The organism is Pseudoxanthomonas sp. SORGH_AS_0997, from assembly GCF_031453535.1.
Taxonomy (GTDB): Bacteria; Pseudomonadota; Gammaproteobacteria; order Xanthomonadales; family Xanthomonadaceae; genus Pseudoxanthomonas_A; species Pseudoxanthomonas_A winnipegensis.
Genome location: NZ_JAVIZI010000001.1, coordinates 1940514 through 1954777 on the forward strand (window position 1 = coordinate 1940514; position 14264 = coordinate 1954777).

Consider the following 14264-nt stretch of genomic DNA (forward strand, 5'->3'; position numbering starts at 1 on the left):
TCGAAACGGACCTGCATGGTAGCGCAAAGCCCGCCGCGACGGGCAACGAGGCCCGCGGACGCCGCCGCTATACTGCCGGCCCACCCGCCCGCCCGCGCCCGCCCGTGTCCCCCGAACCCGTCGTCGCCGAACTGATCGAACTGCTCAGCCTGGAACGCCTGGAGGAGAACCTCTTCCGCGGCCAAAGCCGGGACATCGGCACCAAGTACGTGTTCGGCGGCCAGGTGCTGGGCCAGGCCCTGTCGGCGGCGCAGGCCACGGTCGACCCGGCCGCCCAGCGCCGTGCGCACTCGCTGCACGCCTACTTCCTGCGCGCCGGCGATGTGGAGGCGCCGATCGTCTACGACGTGGACCGCACCCGCGACGGCGGCAGCTTCTCGGTGCGCCGGGTCACGGCGATCCAGCACGGCAAGGTGATCTTCTTCTGCGCGGCGTCCTTCCAGGGCGACGAGCCCGGGGTCGAGCACCAGCCGGAGATGCCGCAGGTGCCGGCGCCGGAGGACATCGACGAGCAGCCCTCGGTGCCGCCGCAGGTGATGGCCACTCTGCCGCCCAAGGTGCAGCGCTGGCTCAACCGGCTGGGGCCGTTCGAGTTCCGCCACGTGCAGCCGCGCAACGAGCTGGACCCGCAGCGCCTGCCGCCGCGGCAGCAGTTCTGGTTCCGGCTGTCCGAGCAGGTCGGCGACTCGCCCGAGCTGCACCGCACGCTGCTGGCCTATGCCTCGGACTATCAGCTGCTGGGCACGGCCAACTTCCCGCACGGCATCAGCTACTACCAGCCGAATGTGCAGATGGCCTCGCTGGACCATGCGATCTGGTTCCATCGACCATTCCGCGCCGACGACTGGCTGCTGTACGCCATCGACAGCCCGACCATGCAGAACGCGCGCGGCATGGCGCGCGGGCTGATCTTCGACCGTGCCGGTCGGCTGGTGGCCAGCACCGCGCAGGAGGGCCTGATCCGCGTGGTTCCCAGCGCCGGCGATGCGGCCCACGTGCCGGCCAAGGAGTAAGGCAGCCCCGTGCGCCAGATCTTCACCAGCCAGCGCGTGGAAACCGTCGAGGGCGTGGCCCAGCTGCTCGAGCAGGCCGGCATCGCCACCTACATCAGCAACGGCCGCTCCTATCACGGCCGGCGCGGCAGCCAGTTCAAGTATTCCGACCCCACGCCCAAGGCCAAGCAGCCCACCGTATGGGTGCGCCATGCCGACGACCAGCTGCGCGCGCGCGAACTGCTGCGCGCCCAGGGCCTGCTGGAGACCACCCGGCCCGGCGTGGCGCAGCCGCTGGCCTTCGCCGAGCCGGACCAGGACGTCCACAACAAGCGCCGCTGGGCGCTGCGGATCCGCCTGGTACTGCTGGCGCTGATCGTGGCCGCGGCGGCCTTCACCTTCCTGCACCACCGCGCCCTGCGCCAGCAGGCACAGGCAGAAGCGCAAGCGGCCGCCGCCGCGCAGGCGGCCGCCCGCCAGGCGCGCACGCCGCAGGACGATGGGCTGAAGGACGACGAGCAGCGCGTGCGCATCCCGATGCTGCCGCCGGCTTCGCCGCCGCGCTGATCCGGTCACATCCGCCGGGCCGGCGCGTCATGGAACGAGGATTTCGACCGGACGCCTTGCCATGCACGCCCTGACCCTGGATGCCACGCTGCACCACGAACTGCCCGCCGCCCGGCGCGGCGACACGGCCGCCTACGGCCGGATCGTGTCGGCCTGCCAGAACACGATCACCGCCATCGCCCTGTCGATCACGCGCGATGTGGCGGCCAGCGAGGACATCGCCCAGGAGGCCTTCCTGCGCGCGTGGCAGCGGCTGGACCGGCTGAAGAACCACGACAGCTTCCTGCCCTGGCTGCGGCAGATCACCCGCAACCTGGCGCGCGACCACCTGCGGGCGCGCAAGCACGCCGCCATGACCGGGCAGGACGCCGAGCTGGCCATCGCCATCGCCGCCGATCCCGCGCCGGAACCCGGCGAGCGGCTGCTGGTCACCGAACAGGAGACCGCCGCGCTGGCACTCATCGACGCCCTGCCCGCCGAGAGCCGCGAGACACTGCTGCTGTACTACCGCGAGGGCCAGAGCTCGCAGCAGGTGGCCGCGCTGCTGGGCCTGTCGGACGCGGCCGTGCGCAAGCGCCTGTCGCGGGCGCGCGAGCAGGTGCGCAGCGAGCTGCTGGCGCGCTTCGGCGAATTCGCGCGCGGCTCGGCGCCGGCGGCGGCCTTCGCCCTGGTCGTGACCAGCGCGCTGACGGTCGGCACGCCGCCGGCCGCGGCGGCCACCGCGCTGGGGCTGGCCGGGTCGGTCGGCGCCAAGTCCGTGGGCAAGCTGCTGCTGGGCGGCCTGGGCAGCATAGGGATCGGCGCGGCCGGCGCGGGCCTGGGCGTCTGGCTGGGCCTCAAGCGCAACCTGCGCGGCGCCCTGGATGAGCGCGAGCGCACGCAGCTCAAGCGCAGCGCGGCGCTGAGCGCGCTGCTTTCGCTGGCCTTCGTCCTGGGCATGCTCGCCTATGCGTCCTGGGGCCATGGCTGGCTGGTGCCGCTGCTGCTGACGCTGGGACTGTTCGGCGGCGTCAGCTACCTGGGGCTGGTGGTCGAGCCGCGCATCAAGGCGCGGCGCCATGCCGTGGAAGCGCAGCGCGATCCGATCAAGGCCGCGCGCGATCGCCGCCGCGAGCGCTGGATGGCCTGGGCCGGCTTCGTGCTGGGCATGGCGCTGGGCGGCGGCGGCCTGGTCTGGGGGATGATGGCCAGCGGTCGCCTGCCGTTCTGAGGCAGGAGCGTCGGGAAAGGACCGCGCCATGCGTCAAGGCGTGGTCGTCCTGAAAAGCAAAACCCCGCGCCGTTACCGGCGCGGGGCTGCTTGAACCGCAATCGACCCGTTACGACTTGGCCGGTGCGTCGGCCGGCGGCGGCGGGGGCGGCGGCACGCCGTCCGGGCCACCGCGATGCCCACGCGGACCGCGCTCGTCGCCCGGACCATGCATCGGGCGGTCCGGCTTGGCCGCGTCGAACTCGGCCTTGCTCAACAGGCCGTCCTTGTTGGTGTCGGCCTTGGCGAACCATTCGTCACGACGCTGCTTGATCTTCTGTTCGAAGTCGGCCTTGTCGACGAACCCATCCTTGTTGACGTCCATCTCCGCGAAGCGGGCGGCGAACTTGGGATCGGCCTTGGCTTCGGCGGCGCTGATGCGGCCGTCGTGGTTGGTATCCAGCCTGGACAGCCAGCCATCGGGACCCGGGCCGTGGCCGCGTTCACCGCGCGGCGGGCGCGGCAACTCGTCGCGGCTCAGGAAGCCGTCCTTGTTCTTGTCCAGAGCGTCGAACTGCTTGGCCAGCCAGGGGTTGGCGGCGGCTTCGGCACGGCTGATCTTGCCGTCCTGGTTGGTGTCCAGGGCCTTGGGCGACGGCGGCGGCGGCGGGGGCGGTGTGCCGGCGTCCTGGCCAGCGGCCCAGGCCGTGCCGGCGCCCAGCGCAGCGACGATGGAAAACGCGATCAGGGTCTTGCGCATGCGTGCTTCCTTCCAGTGTCGTGGCAACGTGCCACTGGCAAGGAGAACGCCGCATCGCGGCCCGCGTTGACCCCAGGCACGGGCGCATTAAGACGGCGGACAGCCGCGTCAAGACGAGGCGCCGACCGGCGGCGATGGCGGCGGCGGGCGGCAGGTCGTCTGCCCGCGCCACGACGCAGGCCCGATCTCACATGGCGGGACGGCGAGGGCACAGTATGCTGCGGCCATGCCGATGCCCCTGCCCCATCCGCTCTGCACCGCCGCGCCGCCGCGGCGCGCGTGCGGCGCGCGGGGAGAAGGAGGCGCGGCATGATGGGCAGCGGCGCCCTGCCGCCGCGCGACGACGTGCGGCTGTTCCATACCGGCGAACATGCCTGCGGCTACTGGCCCGAGCGCACGGCGCGCGACCTGGTGCTCGACCCGCGCGATCCGCGCCTGCCGATGTTCTATCCGACCGCGCTGTCGTGGGGCTTCCGTCGCTCCGGCGATCTGGTCTATCGCCCGCATTGCCATGGCTGTCGCGCATGCGTGCCGGTGCGTATCCCGGTGGCGCATTTCACGCCCGATCGCAGCCAGCGTCGCTGCGCGGCGCGCAATGCGGGCGTCGAGGCGCGGGTGGTGCCCGCCCAGCGCAGCGAGGAGCATCTGGCCCTGTACCAGCGCTACCTCACCAGCCGCCATGTCGGTGGGGGCATGGACGATCACGGCGCGAACGAGTTCGAACAGTTCCTGGTCGGGCGCTGGTCGCAGACGCGCTTCCTGGAACTGCGCGAGGACGGCCGGCTGATCGCGGTGGCCGTCACCGACCTGGTGCCCGGCGCGCTGTCGGCGGTGTACACCTTCTTCGACCCGGACCTGGCCGCACGCAGCCTGGGCACGCTGGCGATCCTGCGCCAGATCGACTGGGCCCGACGCGACCTGCGCACGCATCTGTACCTGGGCTACTGGATCGATGGTCATCGCAAGATGGCCTACAAGCGCCGGTTCGCGCCGCTGGAAGCCTTCGACGGACGCACTTGGGACCGTATCGAGGATGTGGCGGGTTAGCCGCTGACCCGCCCAGTCGTCGTTCCCGCGAAAGCGGGAACCCAAGGACGTTGGCGCTTACGTGCGAAAGCCGCGGTATCCCGCATTCGCGGGAATGACGGACGTTGAAGGCAGCCCAGGGCACGGGGTGTCATCTGCGGCGCATAGAATCCTGCGATGCGACTGACTTCCCTGCTCTGCCTGATGGCCCTGTCCACGCTTGCCGGCTGCGCGCACGATGCCGCCGTGCCGCCCGCCCCCTCTGCCCCGCTGCGGGTGGCGACCTACAACACCTCGCTGTATTCGGACCAGGCCGGCGGGCTGATCGCCGAACTGGAAGGCGACAGCGCGCACGCGCGCAAGATCGCCGCGGTGCTGCAGGTCGTGCGGCCCGATCTGGTGCTGCTCAACGAGTTCGACTACGACCCGGCGCAGCGCGCGGCCGATCTGTTCCAGCATCGTTTCCTCGAAGTCGCCCAGCCGGGCGGCGGCGCGCCGCTGCGCTATCCCTACCGCTATCTGGCCGAGGTCAACACCGGCGTACCCAGTGGCCTGGACCTGGACAACGATGGCCAGGTCGGCGGACCGGGACGCGCGGGCGGCAACGATGCCTGGGGCTATGGCCTGCATCCGGGGCAGTACGGAATGCTGGTGCTGTCCAAGTATCCGATCGATGCGGACGCGGTGCGCAGCTTCCGCCTGCTGAAGTGGTCGCAGGTGCCCGGCGCCGCCAATCCGGTCGATCCGCGCAATGGCAAGCCCTGGTATTCGGCCGTGGCCTGGCCGCAGCTGCGGCTGTCGTCCAAGTCGCATTGGGACGTGCCGGTGCGCACGCCGGGCGGCGTGGTGCACTTCCTGGTCTCGCATCCGACTCCGCCGGTGTTCGACGGGCCGGAGGACCGCAACGGCGCGCGCAATGCGCAGGAAATCGCGCTGTGGCGCTATTACCTGGACAACGCGCCTGGCGCGGCCTGGCTGTGCGACGACGCCGGCCGCTGCGGCGGGCTGGAGGCGGACGCGCGGTTCGTCATCGCCGGCGATCTCAACAACGACCCGGTCGACGGCGACGGTCGCCATGAGGCCGTCGTCGAACTGCTCGAACATCCGCGCGTGCTGCGCCATCCCACGCCGACCAGCGCCGGCGGCGAGGCGACCGCGCGCGCCTACGCCGCCAAGGGCATCGCCCATCGCGGCGCCCCGGCCCAGGTCACCGGCGACTTCGGTCCCAAGGCCGGCGCGATGCGGCTGGACTACGTGCTGCCGTCGGTAGGCTTCTCGTACCTGGGCGGCGGCGTGTTCTGGCCCGCCAGCGACGATCCGCACGCGGCCATCGCCGATGGCAGCGACCATCATCTAGTGTGGGCGGACCTGCAGCGCTGACGATCGCCGTCGCTCGCGCGTCCCCGGGCTTCAGGGCGAGACGAACAGCCGCTCGCTGAGGAAGTCCACCCAGACGCGCAGCTTCGGCGAGAGCTGGCGGCTGGACGGCCACAGGATGGAGAACTGCCCCGGTGTCTCCATGAAGGCCGGCAGCAGGGACACCAGGCGCCCGTCCTCGATCGCATCGCGGGCGAGGAACTCGGGCATGTAGGCGATGCCCATGCCGCCGATGGCCGCCGCGCGCAAGGCCTCCATGTTGTTGCAGGTCAGCACGGCGTTCACCGACTGACCCGCATCGCCTTCGACCCCCGAAAGCGACCAGGGCTGCAGCTTGCCGGTGGTCGGGAAGCGGAAGCGCAGCGCGTCATGCGCCTGCAGTTGCGCCGGGGTGCGGGGCGTGCCGCGCAGGGCCAGGTAGTCCGGCGATGCGCACAGGACGAAGTGGAACGGTCCGAGCCGCCGCGACATCAGGCTGGAGTCGGGCAGCACGCCGCTGCGGATCACCGCGTCCATGCCCGATTCGACGACATCCACGATGCGGTCGTTGAAGTCCAGGTCGAGCTCGACCTGCGGATACAGGCGGCGGAACTCGGGCAGCAGCGGCAGCAGGAACCGGTAGCCGATCACCGGCAGGCCGATGCGCAGGGTGCCGCGCGGCGTGCGCTGGGCCTGCGACAGCATGGCCTGGGCATCCTGCAGCTCATCCAGGATGCGGCGGCAGCGCTCCAGGAACAGGTGGCCGGACTCGGTCAGCACGATGCGGCGCGTGGTCCGCTGGAACAGGCGCGCGCCCAGCGATTGCTCCAGCGCGGCGATCCGCTTGCCCACCGCCGACGCCGACAGGCCGAGCGAAGCACCGGCGGCGACGAAGCTGCGCAGCTCGGCGGCCTTGACGAAGACGTTGATGGCGGACAACTGATCCATGCCGCGGTCATTGCGGAGATTTTTTCCTCAATTTACGGAAATCCTGGTGGTTTTTCGAGCGTTGCAGACGCCATAGCGTGTCAGGACGTTTTCCGCGCCCTGATGCCATGTCCCACGTCTCATCCCCATCCCCTGTCGCGCATGGCGGCCTGTTGCTGCTGGCCGTCTGCGCCGTCGCCCTGGCCATGCCGCTGAGCTTTTCCGCTGGCGCGCTGGCCGTGCCGGCCATCGCCCACGATCTGCGCGGCAGCGCCGCGGCCCTGAACTGGGTCACCAATGCCTTCATGCTGGCCTTCGGCAGCCTGCTGATGGTGGCCGGCGCGTTGGCCGACCGCTTCGGCCGGCGGCGCCTGTTCCTCGCCGGCACGGCCGGGTTCGCGGCCAGCTCGGTGCTGCTGTGCCTGGCGCCCAGCCTGCTGTGGCTGGATCTGCTGCGCGCCTGCCAAGGCGTCGCCGCCGCCGCGTCCCTGGCCAGCGGCAGCGCGGCGCTGGCGCAACGCTTCGAGGGCCCGGCGCGCCTGCGCGCCTTCAGCCTGCTGGGCACCACCTTCGGCACCGGCCTGGCGATCGGGCCGCTGCTGGCGGGCAGCCTGGTGGTCTGGCTTGGCTGGCGGGCGGTGTTCGCCGCCGGCGCGCTGCTGGCGGGTCCGGCCTGGTGGCTGGCGCGCCGCGCCATGCGGGAAAGCCGGGCGCCTTCGAGCGGGCCATTGGACTGGCCAGGCGCGGTGGCCTTCACCGCGACCGTTTCGCTGCTGACCCTGGCCCTGATGCAGGTCCCGCTGCATGGCTGGCTCGGCGCCGGCACGCTGGGCTGCGCAGGCGCGAGCCTGGCGCTGCTGGCGCTCTTCATCGCGATCGAGGGCCGTCGTCCGCAGGCGATGCTCGACCTCTCACTGTTCCGCTATGCGCGCTTCGTCGGGGTGCAGGTGCTGCCGGTGGCGACCTGCTATGGCTACGTCGTCCTGCTGGTGCTGCTGCCTCTGCACCTGATCGGCATCGAAGGTCTCGACCCGGCGCGTGCGGGACTGGTCATGCTGGCGCTGTCGGCGCCGATGCTGGGCGTGCCGATGCTGGCCGCACGGCTCGCGCGCGAGGTGTCCGCGGGCGCTCTGTGCGGGGGGTGGGCCTGCTCGTGGCGGCGCTGGGGCTGGCCTGGCTGGCGAGCCGGATCGGCGGCCCGCCGGCCGGTCTGGTGGCGCCGCTGCTGGTGATCGGCGCCGGCACGGGCCTGCCCTGGGGGCTGATGGATGCGCTGTCGGTCAGCGTCGTGCCGACCTCACGCGCCGGCATGGCCGCAGGCATCTTCGGCACGATGCGCGTGGCCGGCGAAGGCATCGCGCTGGCGCTGGTGGGCGCCCTGCTCGCCGCCTTGAGTCGATCGCACCTCGTGCACATGGGCGCAGCCGGCGACCACGCTCCGGCGGCGGCGGCCGCGCTGGCCGCCGGCGATCTGGCGCAGGCCGCGCGCCTGATTCCCGCGCTGCCCGCGGCACGGCTGGTCGCGCTGCAGACCGATGCGCTGCAACTGCTGCTCTGGGTGCTCTGCGCCATCACCGGCGTCGCCGCGCTGGTGGTGCTTGTCATGCTGCGCCGACCGGCCGCGCCCAGCGACGCACACGCGACCGCATCGGCCTGAGCGTCCCTGCCGTCCGGACAGCGCAAGCGTCGTCCGGAAGCAGACACGCGCCTGCGATCAACCTCCCGCGACTGGCGGCGGCGATGGATCGATGCCCGAATCCCACTCGAAGAAGCCGGCGACGCCCAGGATCCGATCGGAGGCAGCGTGCAGCGCGTCGCTGGCCTGCTCGCCCGAGCCGGTGAGCGCCTGGCGCAACAGCACCGCCAACGCCGGGTCGGCTTGCGAGAGCAGCGCCAGGCGCTCCTTGGGCCGGGGCAGGAACTGGCCCTGCTGCAGGCTCCGGTAGGCCACCAGCGACTCGACGGCCAGCGCGCGGGCCTGCACCGCATCGGCCACGTCGGGCTCGGCGATGAAGTCCAGTGCATCCTCCACCAGCGTGGCCGCCGCGTAGCGCTCGCGCGTCAGCGCCTGTTCGTCCAGACCGGGGCCACGCTGCAGCCGTTCCGAGGCCAGGCGCTGCAAGTCCGCCATCGCGCCGCGGGTATCGGCCACCAGGACGCCGGTGGCCAGCATGTGCGCCATCACCGGCCGGCCCGCATCGGCCTCACTGTGGATGGCGTGCAGCAGCCAGGCGCGGGAATTGAAGAACAGTTCGGCCGGCACGCCGTTGAAGCGGCGCTGCACGCGACGGCGCCACGCGCCGTCATGGAGGATGACCACATCCAGATCGCTGGACGGCCCTGGATTGCCGCGCACGATGCTGCCCGACACGACCACGCCCGCCGGCGCGACGATCTGCGGCACCCAGGCCAGGAGTTCGACGAGCGCCTGCCGATGCCGGGGCTGCAATGTTTCACCCAGCGCGGCCCACGACCTCTGCGTCTGCTCCTGCATCGCGGCTCCCTCAGGCCAGCGTGATCTCGATCTCCGCCGCGGCCTCGCGCGCCTTGGCGCGGGCGGCGTCGATATCGGCGCCGCGGGCCAGGGTGACGCCGACGCGGCGCTGGCCTTCCACGCGCGGCTTGCCGAACAGGCGCAGCGCGGTGTCGGGCGCGGCCAGGGCGGCCTCGACGTGGGCGAACACGGGCACGCCGTGGCCTTGAGCCAGCATCGCGCACGAAGCCGAAGGCGCGACGGTCTTGATCGTCTCGCCATCGCCCGCGCCAACCGGCAGGCCGAGGATGGCGCGCGCATGCAGGGCGAACTCGCTCAGGTCCTGCGACACCAGCGTCACCAGGCCGGTGTCGTGCGGGCGCGGGGACACCTCGGAGAACCACACCGCATCGCCCTTGACGAACAGCTCCACGCCGAACAGCCCGCGCCCGCCGAGGTCGTCGGTCACCGCACGGGCGATCTGCTGGGCGCGCGCCAGCGCGGCCGCGCTCATCGGCTGCGGCTGCCAGCTCTCGCGGTAGTCGCCGTCCTTCTGCCAGTGGCCGATGGGCGCGCAGAAGCTGGTGCCGCCAGCGTGGCGCACGGTCAGCAGGGTGATCTCGTAATCGAAGTCGATGAAGCCCTCGACGATGCAGCGCCCGGCACCGGCGCGGCCGCCGGTCTGCGCGTAGTCCCAGGCCGGGGCGATGTCGGCCTCGCTGCGCAGCGTGCTCTGGCCCTTGCCCGAGGAGGACATCAGCGGCTTGACCACGCACGGCAGGCCGATGGCCGCGACCGCGGCGAGATAGTCCTCGCGCGTGTCGACGAAGCGGTACGGCGAGGTCGGCAGGCCCAGCGTCTCGGCGGCCAGGCGGCGGATGCCTTCGCGGTCCATGGTCAGGCGCGCGGCGCGCGCGGTCGGGATCACGTGCAGACCATCGGCTTCCAGCTCGACCAGGGTCGGGGTGTGGATGGCCTCGATCTCCGGCACCACCAGGTGCGGCCGCTCCTGCGCGATCAGCGCGCGCAGCGCGGCCGGGTCGAGCATGTCCAGCACATGGCTGCGGTGGGCGACCTGCATGGCCGGCGCGTCGGCATAGCGGTCGGCGGCGATGACCTCCACGCCTAAGCGCTGCAGCTCGATGGCCACCTCCTTGCCCAGTTCGCCCGAGCCGAGCAGCAGGACGCGGGTGGCGGAAGGCGAGCGCGGCGTGCCGAGCGTGGTCATGGGCGACGGATCCAGGCAGAAGGGGCGGCCATTCTAGCCAGCCCGCCTCTCCGTCCCCGGACCGACCCGGTCCGCCTGCGCCGACGGACGGCGCTTGCAGGACGATATCAATTTGATATCTTTCTCTCGACATCCGAGGACACCACCATGAAAGAACAACCCGTCCGTTCCCTGCCCGGCCTTCCCTTCCTGTTGGTCCTGCTGGTGCTGCTGGCCGGCGCGGTGTGGCTGTTCGCCACCGGCCTGGGCCCCGACCCGGACGGCGCCGGCGTGGCCTCGGCGGCGCGGGTGGTGGTGTCCATCGTGCTGGCCGCGGCGCTGCTGTTCTGCCTGATCGGCCTGTACACGCTGCAGCCCAACCAGGCCGCGGTGATCAGCCTGTTCGGCAAGTACGTGGGCACCGACAAGCAGTCCGGCCTGCGCTGGAACAACCCCTTCTACGCCAAGAAGAAGGTCTCCCTGCGCGTGCGCAACTTCGAGAGCGGCCGGCTGAAGGTCAACGAGCTGGACGGCTCGCCCATCGAGATCGCCGCGGTCATCGTCTGGCAGGTCAGCGTGGCCTCCGAGGCGGTCTACAACGTGGACGACTACGAGAGCTTCGTGCACATCCAGTCCGAGGCGGCGCTGCGCGCAATGGCCACCAGCCATCCCTACGACCAGCACGAGGACGGCCAGGTCTCGCTGCGCAGCCATCCGGCCGAGATCAGCGAGCAGCTCAAGCACCACCTGGACGAGCGCCTGACCCAGGCCGGCGTGGACGTGATCGAGGCGCGCATCAGCCACCTGGCCTACGCGCCGGAGATCGCCCAGGCCATGCTGCAGCGCCAGCAGGCCAACGCGGTCATCGCCGCGCGCACGCGCATCGTCGCCGGCGCGGTGGGCATGGTCGAAATGGCCCTGGCCGAGCTGGAAAAAAGCGGCACCGTGCAGCTGGACGAGGAGCGTCGCGCCGCGATGGTCAGCAACCTGCTGGTGGTGCTGTGCGGCGATCGGGCGACCCAGCCGATCGTCAACGCCGGCAGCTTGTACTGAGCAACGCCAGTGCCTGCCCACGTCTCAGCTGCCGTCCTCGTCGCCTCGATCGTCGTGTTCGTCGTCCGGCGTGGACGCCGGCATAGGGACGACTGAGCCCATATGGCAGAGAAGAAGGCCTACCCGCTGCGCATCAGCGCCGAGGTGCTCGCCGCGGCCCAGAAGTGGGCCGACGACGACCTGCGTTCGCTCAACGCGCAGATCGAGTACCTGCTGCGCGACGCGCTGCGCAAGGCCGGCCGCCTGCCCAGACCCCCGATCCCCGATCCACAGGAAGACGACGCATGAGCACCGACCGCCGCTGGAGCTATCTCACCGTGGAAGTGAAGCCCAGCCTGCTGGGCGCCCTGAAGACCGAGCTGGTCCAGGAGGAACTCACCAGGCAGGGCAACCAGGGCTGGGAGCTGGTCAACCTGATCGTGCCGGCGCCGGCGCAGCCGGTGGTGCTGGTCTTCAAGCGTCCGCAATGAACGCCGCCCCCGCACCGGCCGCGCCGCGCGGCGTGGACGATCTCAAGCTCGCCGCGGTCTGGGGCGTGCTCGCCGCGCTGGCGGTGGTGGCGCTGATGCCTTATCTGGCGCAGACCATGCCCGAGCGCTTCGCCAGGCTGCCGGTGCCGCTGGGGCTGGTCATGGTGCTGCAGGCGCTGCAGACCGTGGTGCTCATCGGCGCGATGGCCTGGCTGGGCCTGCGCATGGGTCACCGCGTCGGCCTGGGCAGCCCGGTGCTGCGCGCCTGGCTGGTCGATCGCACCCCGCCGGACTGGACGCGGCTGCGCCCGGCCACCAGCGCCCTGCTGGGCGTGGGCGCGGGCCTGGCGATCGTGGCGCTCTCGCCGCTGGCCGATCGCTGGCTGCCGCCAATGGCGCATCCCCCGGCGCACGTCGACGCGCAGGCCTCGGCCATCAACGGCGCGCTGGCGTCGTTCTATGGCGGGATCGCCGAGGAACTGCAGCTGCGCCTGTTCCTGATGACCCTGCTGGTCTGGGGCGTGGCGCGCCTGCGTCGCGCCGTGCCCGGTGCCGGCGTGTACTGGGCGGCGATCCTCGTCGCGGCGCTGCTGTTCGGCGCCGGCCACCTGCCGACGGCCGCCCAGGTCTGGGGTCTCACGCCCGGCGTGGTGGCGCGCACCCTGCTGCTCAACGGCGTGGGCGGGGTCGTGTTCGGCTGGCTGTACTGGCGGCGCGGACTGGAGATGGCGATGCTCGGCCACTTCTGCGCCGACCTGGTCCTGCACGTGGCCATGCCGCTCATCGGCCTGGTGCGGCCATGACATCGCACGCACGATCGCATGCGGCGGGCGCGGCGCCGGCCCTCACGCCGCCGCCCGGCAGCGCGCGGCTGTGGCTGTTCGTGCTGGTGGTCGGCCTGCCGCTGCTGCTCAGCGCCGCAGCGCTGGCGATCGCGCCTCTGACGGGTCGGGCGACCCCGCAGCCGGCCGGTGGCGTCCTCGGCGCCATCGCCCTCCAACTGGCGTCGGTGGCGATGTTGACCGTGCCGCTGTGGGCCGCACTGGACTGGGCGCTGCGCCGGCAGGCGCTGCGCATCGACCACGGCGAACTGGACGTGCGCAGCACCTTCTTCCGCAGCCGCGTGGCCCTGGCGCAGCTGCAGCTGGCGCAGGCGCGCGTGATCGACCTGGACGAGCACCTCGAACTGCGCCCGCAGCTCAAGACCCGCGGCTATTCCCTGCCCGGACTGCGCAGCGGCTGGTACCGGCTGCGCAACAAGCGCAAGGCCTTCGTCGCCACCGCCGACAGCCGCCACGTGCTGTGGCTGCCCACCGCGGCCGGCCACGCGCTGCTGCTGGACGTGCGCGATCCGCACGGGCTGCTGGCGCTGCTGCACGAGCGCCGCGGGCACGCACGCTAGAGTGGCGCGCATGTCTGCTCACCCCCTGCCCCAAACCGGCCTGCTGCTCAACACCGCCGAGGTGGAGCTATGGCCGGCGCCGCTGCTGCGCGCGCGCGCCAACGCCGATGCGCGCGTGCTGGCCCGCGCCTCGCGCGTCCTGCGGCGCAAGGACGACGGCCGCTACCTGGCCGCCGTGGTGCCCGAGGGCCTGGTCGGCCTGCTGCCCGGCTGGAGCCGCACGCCGGGCATCGACGAGGCGCTGGACCGCCTGGAGGCCATCGAACAGGCGCGCCCCCTGCCCGGCGCCGGCGAGGCGGACCTGCCCCTCACCGGCCTGCGCAGACGCCTGGACCGCCTGGGCCTGGACGCCGACGACTACGCCACGCGCACCGGCCTGGCGCTGATCGCCGAGCCGGCCACGCTCTGGCTGGCCGGGCGCGATCGCTACGACCGTCCGCTCTGGCTGACCCGCGCGGCCGGCCGCGCCTGGCGTGCCATGCAGGCCGCGGCATGGGAGGACCAGGTGCGGCTGGACGCGATCTCCGGCTATCGCAGCCACGCTTACCAACTGGGCATCTTCGAGCGCAAGCGCGCGCGCGGCCAGACGGTCGAGCAGATCCTCACCGTCAACGCCGCCCCCGGCTACAGCGAACACCATGCCGGCACCGCGCTGGACATCGGCACGCCCGGCGAGGCGCCGGCCGAGGAGTCCTTCGAACGCACGCCCGCCTTCGCCTGGCTGGGCGCGCATGCCGGCCGCTTCGGCTTCGCCATGAGCTATCCGCGCGACAACCCGCACGGCATCGTCTACGAGCCCTGGCACTGGCGGCACCAGGGCTGAGGCCCGGCACCCGGCGCGG

17 protein-coding genes are annotated in these 14264 nt (G+C 72.0%); 13 read left to right on the top strand and 4 right to left on the bottom strand.

Features of this window, described 5'->3' with window-relative positions; all coding sequences use genetic code 11:
• The first annotated feature begins 104 nt into the window (after positions 1–104).
• The 3 genes from QE438_RS08655 to QE438_RS08665 all read left to right on the top strand — a co-directional run bounded on the left by QE438_RS08655 (position 105) and on the right by QE438_RS08665 (position 2769).
• The gene (locus tag QE438_RS08655; RefSeq protein WP_306991074.1) at positions 105–1013 is read left to right on the top strand and encodes an acyl-CoA thioesterase II; all 909 of its coding nucleotides are present in this window, start codon (positions 105–107) and stop codon (positions 1011–1013) included.
• A 9-nt stretch (positions 1014–1022) separates the two neighbouring features.
• The gene (locus QE438_RS08660; RefSeq protein WP_286574988.1) at positions 1023–1559 is read left to right on the top strand and encodes a hypothetical protein; all 537 of its coding nucleotides are present in this window, start codon (positions 1023–1025) and stop codon (positions 1557–1559) included.
• Between the two features lie 61 nt (positions 1560–1620).
• Complete coding sequence (locus QE438_RS08665; protein ID WP_306991071.1) at positions 1621–2769, top strand: sigma-70 family RNA polymerase sigma factor; 1149 nt, start codon at positions 1621–1623, stop codon at positions 2767–2769.
• Between the two features lie 109 nt (positions 2770–2878).
• On the opposite strand, the gene QE438_RS08670 is transcribed toward QE438_RS08665, so the two are convergent.
• On the bottom strand, positions 2879–3508 hold the full coding sequence (locus QE438_RS08670; protein WP_131660743.1) for an EF-hand domain-containing protein: 630 nt from the start codon (positions 3506–3508) through the stop codon (positions 2879–2881).
• A gap of 312 nt (positions 3509–3820) precedes the next feature.
• Here QE438_RS08670 and QE438_RS08675 point away from each other — a divergent pair, with 312 nt between their 5' ends.
• Both QE438_RS08675 and QE438_RS08680 read left to right on the top strand, forming a co-directional pair.
• Positions 3821–4555, top strand: a complete 735-nt coding sequence (locus tag QE438_RS08675; protein ID WP_130528766.1) for an arginyltransferase — start codon at positions 3821–3823, stop codon at positions 4553–4555.
• A gap of 183 nt (positions 4556–4738) precedes the next feature.
• Positions 4739–5914, top strand: a complete 1176-nt coding sequence (locus QE438_RS08680) for an endonuclease/exonuclease/phosphatase family protein (RefSeq protein ID WP_307184144.1) — start codon at positions 4739–4741, stop codon at positions 5912–5914.
• 30 nt (positions 5915–5944) lie between these two features.
• Here QE438_RS08680 and QE438_RS08685 read toward each other — a convergent pair whose 3' ends face one another.
• The gene (locus QE438_RS08685) at positions 5945–6838 is read right to left on the bottom strand and encodes a LysR family transcriptional regulator (RefSeq protein ID WP_306991068.1); all 894 of its coding nucleotides are present in this window, start codon (positions 6836–6838) and stop codon (positions 5945–5947) included.
• A 107-nt stretch (positions 6839–6945) separates the two neighbouring features.
• Here QE438_RS08685 and QE438_RS08690 point away from each other — a divergent pair, with 107 nt between their 5' ends.
• Both QE438_RS08690 and QE438_RS08695 read left to right on the top strand, forming a co-directional pair.
• Positions 6946–8049 carry an MFS transporter gene (locus tag QE438_RS08690; RefSeq protein ID WP_309733522.1) on the top strand — a complete coding sequence of 368 codons (1104 nt, stop codon included), beginning with the start codon at positions 6946–6948 and terminating at the stop codon, positions 8047–8049.
• The gene (locus tag QE438_RS08695; RefSeq protein WP_309733524.1) at positions 7959–8474 is read left to right on the top strand and encodes a hypothetical protein; all 516 of its coding nucleotides are present in this window, start codon (positions 7959–7961) and stop codon (positions 8472–8474) included. The genes QE438_RS08690 and QE438_RS08695 overlap by 91 nt, the downstream gene beginning before the upstream one ends.
• 57 nt (positions 8475–8531) lie before the next feature.
• Here the strand turns inward: QE438_RS08695 and QE438_RS08700 are convergent, their stop codons facing one another.
• Entirely contained in the window at positions 8532–9311 is a 780-nt protein-coding gene (locus QE438_RS08700) for a nucleotidyltransferase domain-containing protein (protein WP_306991065.1), read from the bottom strand.
• Positions 9312–9321: 10 nt separating this feature from the next.
• Positions 9322–10518, bottom strand: a complete 1197-nt coding sequence (purT, locus tag QE438_RS08705) for a formate-dependent phosphoribosylglycinamide formyltransferase (protein WP_306991063.1) — start codon at positions 10516–10518, stop codon at positions 9322–9324.
• Between the two features lie 147 nt (positions 10519–10665).
• On the opposite strand from purT, the gene QE438_RS08710 reads away from it, so the two are divergent.
• From QE438_RS08710 to QE438_RS08735, 6 genes are all read left to right on the top strand, one after another.
• Positions 10666–11550, top strand: a complete 885-nt coding sequence (locus QE438_RS08710; RefSeq protein WP_306991061.1) for an SPFH domain-containing protein — start codon at positions 10666–10668, stop codon at positions 11548–11550.
• A 102-nt stretch (positions 11551–11652) separates the two neighbouring features.
• Positions 11653–11838 carry an Arc family DNA binding domain-containing protein gene (locus tag QE438_RS08715; protein WP_130517524.1) on the top strand — a complete coding sequence of 62 codons (186 nt, stop codon included), beginning with the start codon at positions 11653–11655 and terminating at the stop codon, positions 11836–11838.
• The gene (locus tag QE438_RS08720; RefSeq protein ID WP_130517522.1) at positions 11835–12020 is read left to right on the top strand and encodes a DUF4177 domain-containing protein; all 186 of its coding nucleotides are present in this window, start codon (positions 11835–11837) and stop codon (positions 12018–12020) included. Before QE438_RS08715 ends, QE438_RS08720 begins: the two co-directional genes overlap by 4 nt.
• Positions 12017–12823 carry a CPBP family intramembrane glutamic endopeptidase gene (locus QE438_RS08725; protein ID WP_306991059.1) on the top strand — a complete coding sequence of 269 codons (807 nt, stop codon included), beginning with the start codon at positions 12017–12019 and terminating at the stop codon, positions 12821–12823. The genes QE438_RS08720 and QE438_RS08725 overlap by 4 nt, the downstream gene beginning before the upstream one ends.
• The gene (locus QE438_RS08730) at positions 12820–13422 is read left to right on the top strand and encodes a hypothetical protein (protein WP_130528576.1); all 603 of its coding nucleotides are present in this window, start codon (positions 12820–12822) and stop codon (positions 13420–13422) included. Before QE438_RS08725 ends, QE438_RS08730 begins: the two co-directional genes overlap by 4 nt.
• A gap of 10 nt (positions 13423–13432) precedes the next feature.
• Positions 13433–14245, top strand: coding sequence for a M15 family metallopeptidase (locus QE438_RS08735; protein ID WP_306991054.1), 813 nt, complete (start codon positions 13433–13435; stop codon positions 14243–14245).
• The last annotated feature ends 19 nt before the right edge of the window (positions 14246–14264 follow it).

Bases quoted from the DNA above. Each gene is read 5' to 3' on its own strand.
- QE438_RS08665 (WP_306991071.1), top strand. From the start codon at position 1,621: ATGCACGCCCTGACCCTGGATGCCACGCTGCACCACGAACTGCCCGCC.
- QE438_RS08670 (WP_131660743.1), bottom strand. From the start codon at position 3,508: ATGCGCAAGACCCTGATCGCGTTTTCCATCGTCGCTGCGCTGGGCGCC.
- QE438_RS08675 (WP_130528766.1), top strand. From the start codon at position 3,821: ATGGGCAGCGGCGCCCTGCCGCCGCGCGACGACGTGCGGCTGTTCCAT.
- QE438_RS08680 (WP_307184144.1), top strand. From the start codon at position 4,739: ATGGCCCTGTCCACGCTTGCCGGCTGCGCGCACGATGCCGCCGTGCCG.
- QE438_RS08685 (WP_306991068.1), bottom strand. From the start codon at position 6,838: ATGGATCAGTTGTCCGCCATCAACGTCTTCGTCAAGGCCGCCGAGCTG.
- QE438_RS08690 (WP_309733522.1), top strand. From the start codon at position 6,946: ATGTCCCACGTCTCATCCCCATCCCCTGTCGCGCATGGCGGCCTGTTG.
- QE438_RS08700 (WP_306991065.1), bottom strand. From the start codon at position 9,311: ATGCAGGAGCAGACGCAGAGGTCGTGGGCCGCGCTGGGTGAAACATTG.
- purT (WP_306991063.1), bottom strand. From the start codon at position 10,518: ATGACCACGCTCGGCACGCCGCGCTCGCCTTCCGCCACCCGCGTCCTG.
- QE438_RS08710 (WP_306991061.1), top strand. From the start codon at position 10,666: ATGAAAGAACAACCCGTCCGTTCCCTGCCCGGCCTTCCCTTCCTGTTG.
- QE438_RS08715 (WP_130517524.1), top strand. From the start codon at position 11,653: ATGGCAGAGAAGAAGGCCTACCCGCTGCGCATCAGCGCCGAGGTGCTC.
- QE438_RS08720 (WP_130517522.1), top strand. From the start codon at position 11,835: ATGAGCACCGACCGCCGCTGGAGCTATCTCACCGTGGAAGTGAAGCCC.
- QE438_RS08725 (WP_306991059.1), top strand. From the start codon at position 12,017: ATGAACGCCGCCCCCGCACCGGCCGCGCCGCGCGGCGTGGACGATCTC.
- QE438_RS08730 (WP_130528576.1), top strand. From the start codon at position 12,820: ATGACATCGCACGCACGATCGCATGCGGCGGGCGCGGCGCCGGCCCTC.
- QE438_RS08735 (WP_306991054.1), top strand. From the start codon at position 13,433: ATGTCTGCTCACCCCCTGCCCCAAACCGGCCTGCTGCTCAACACCGCC.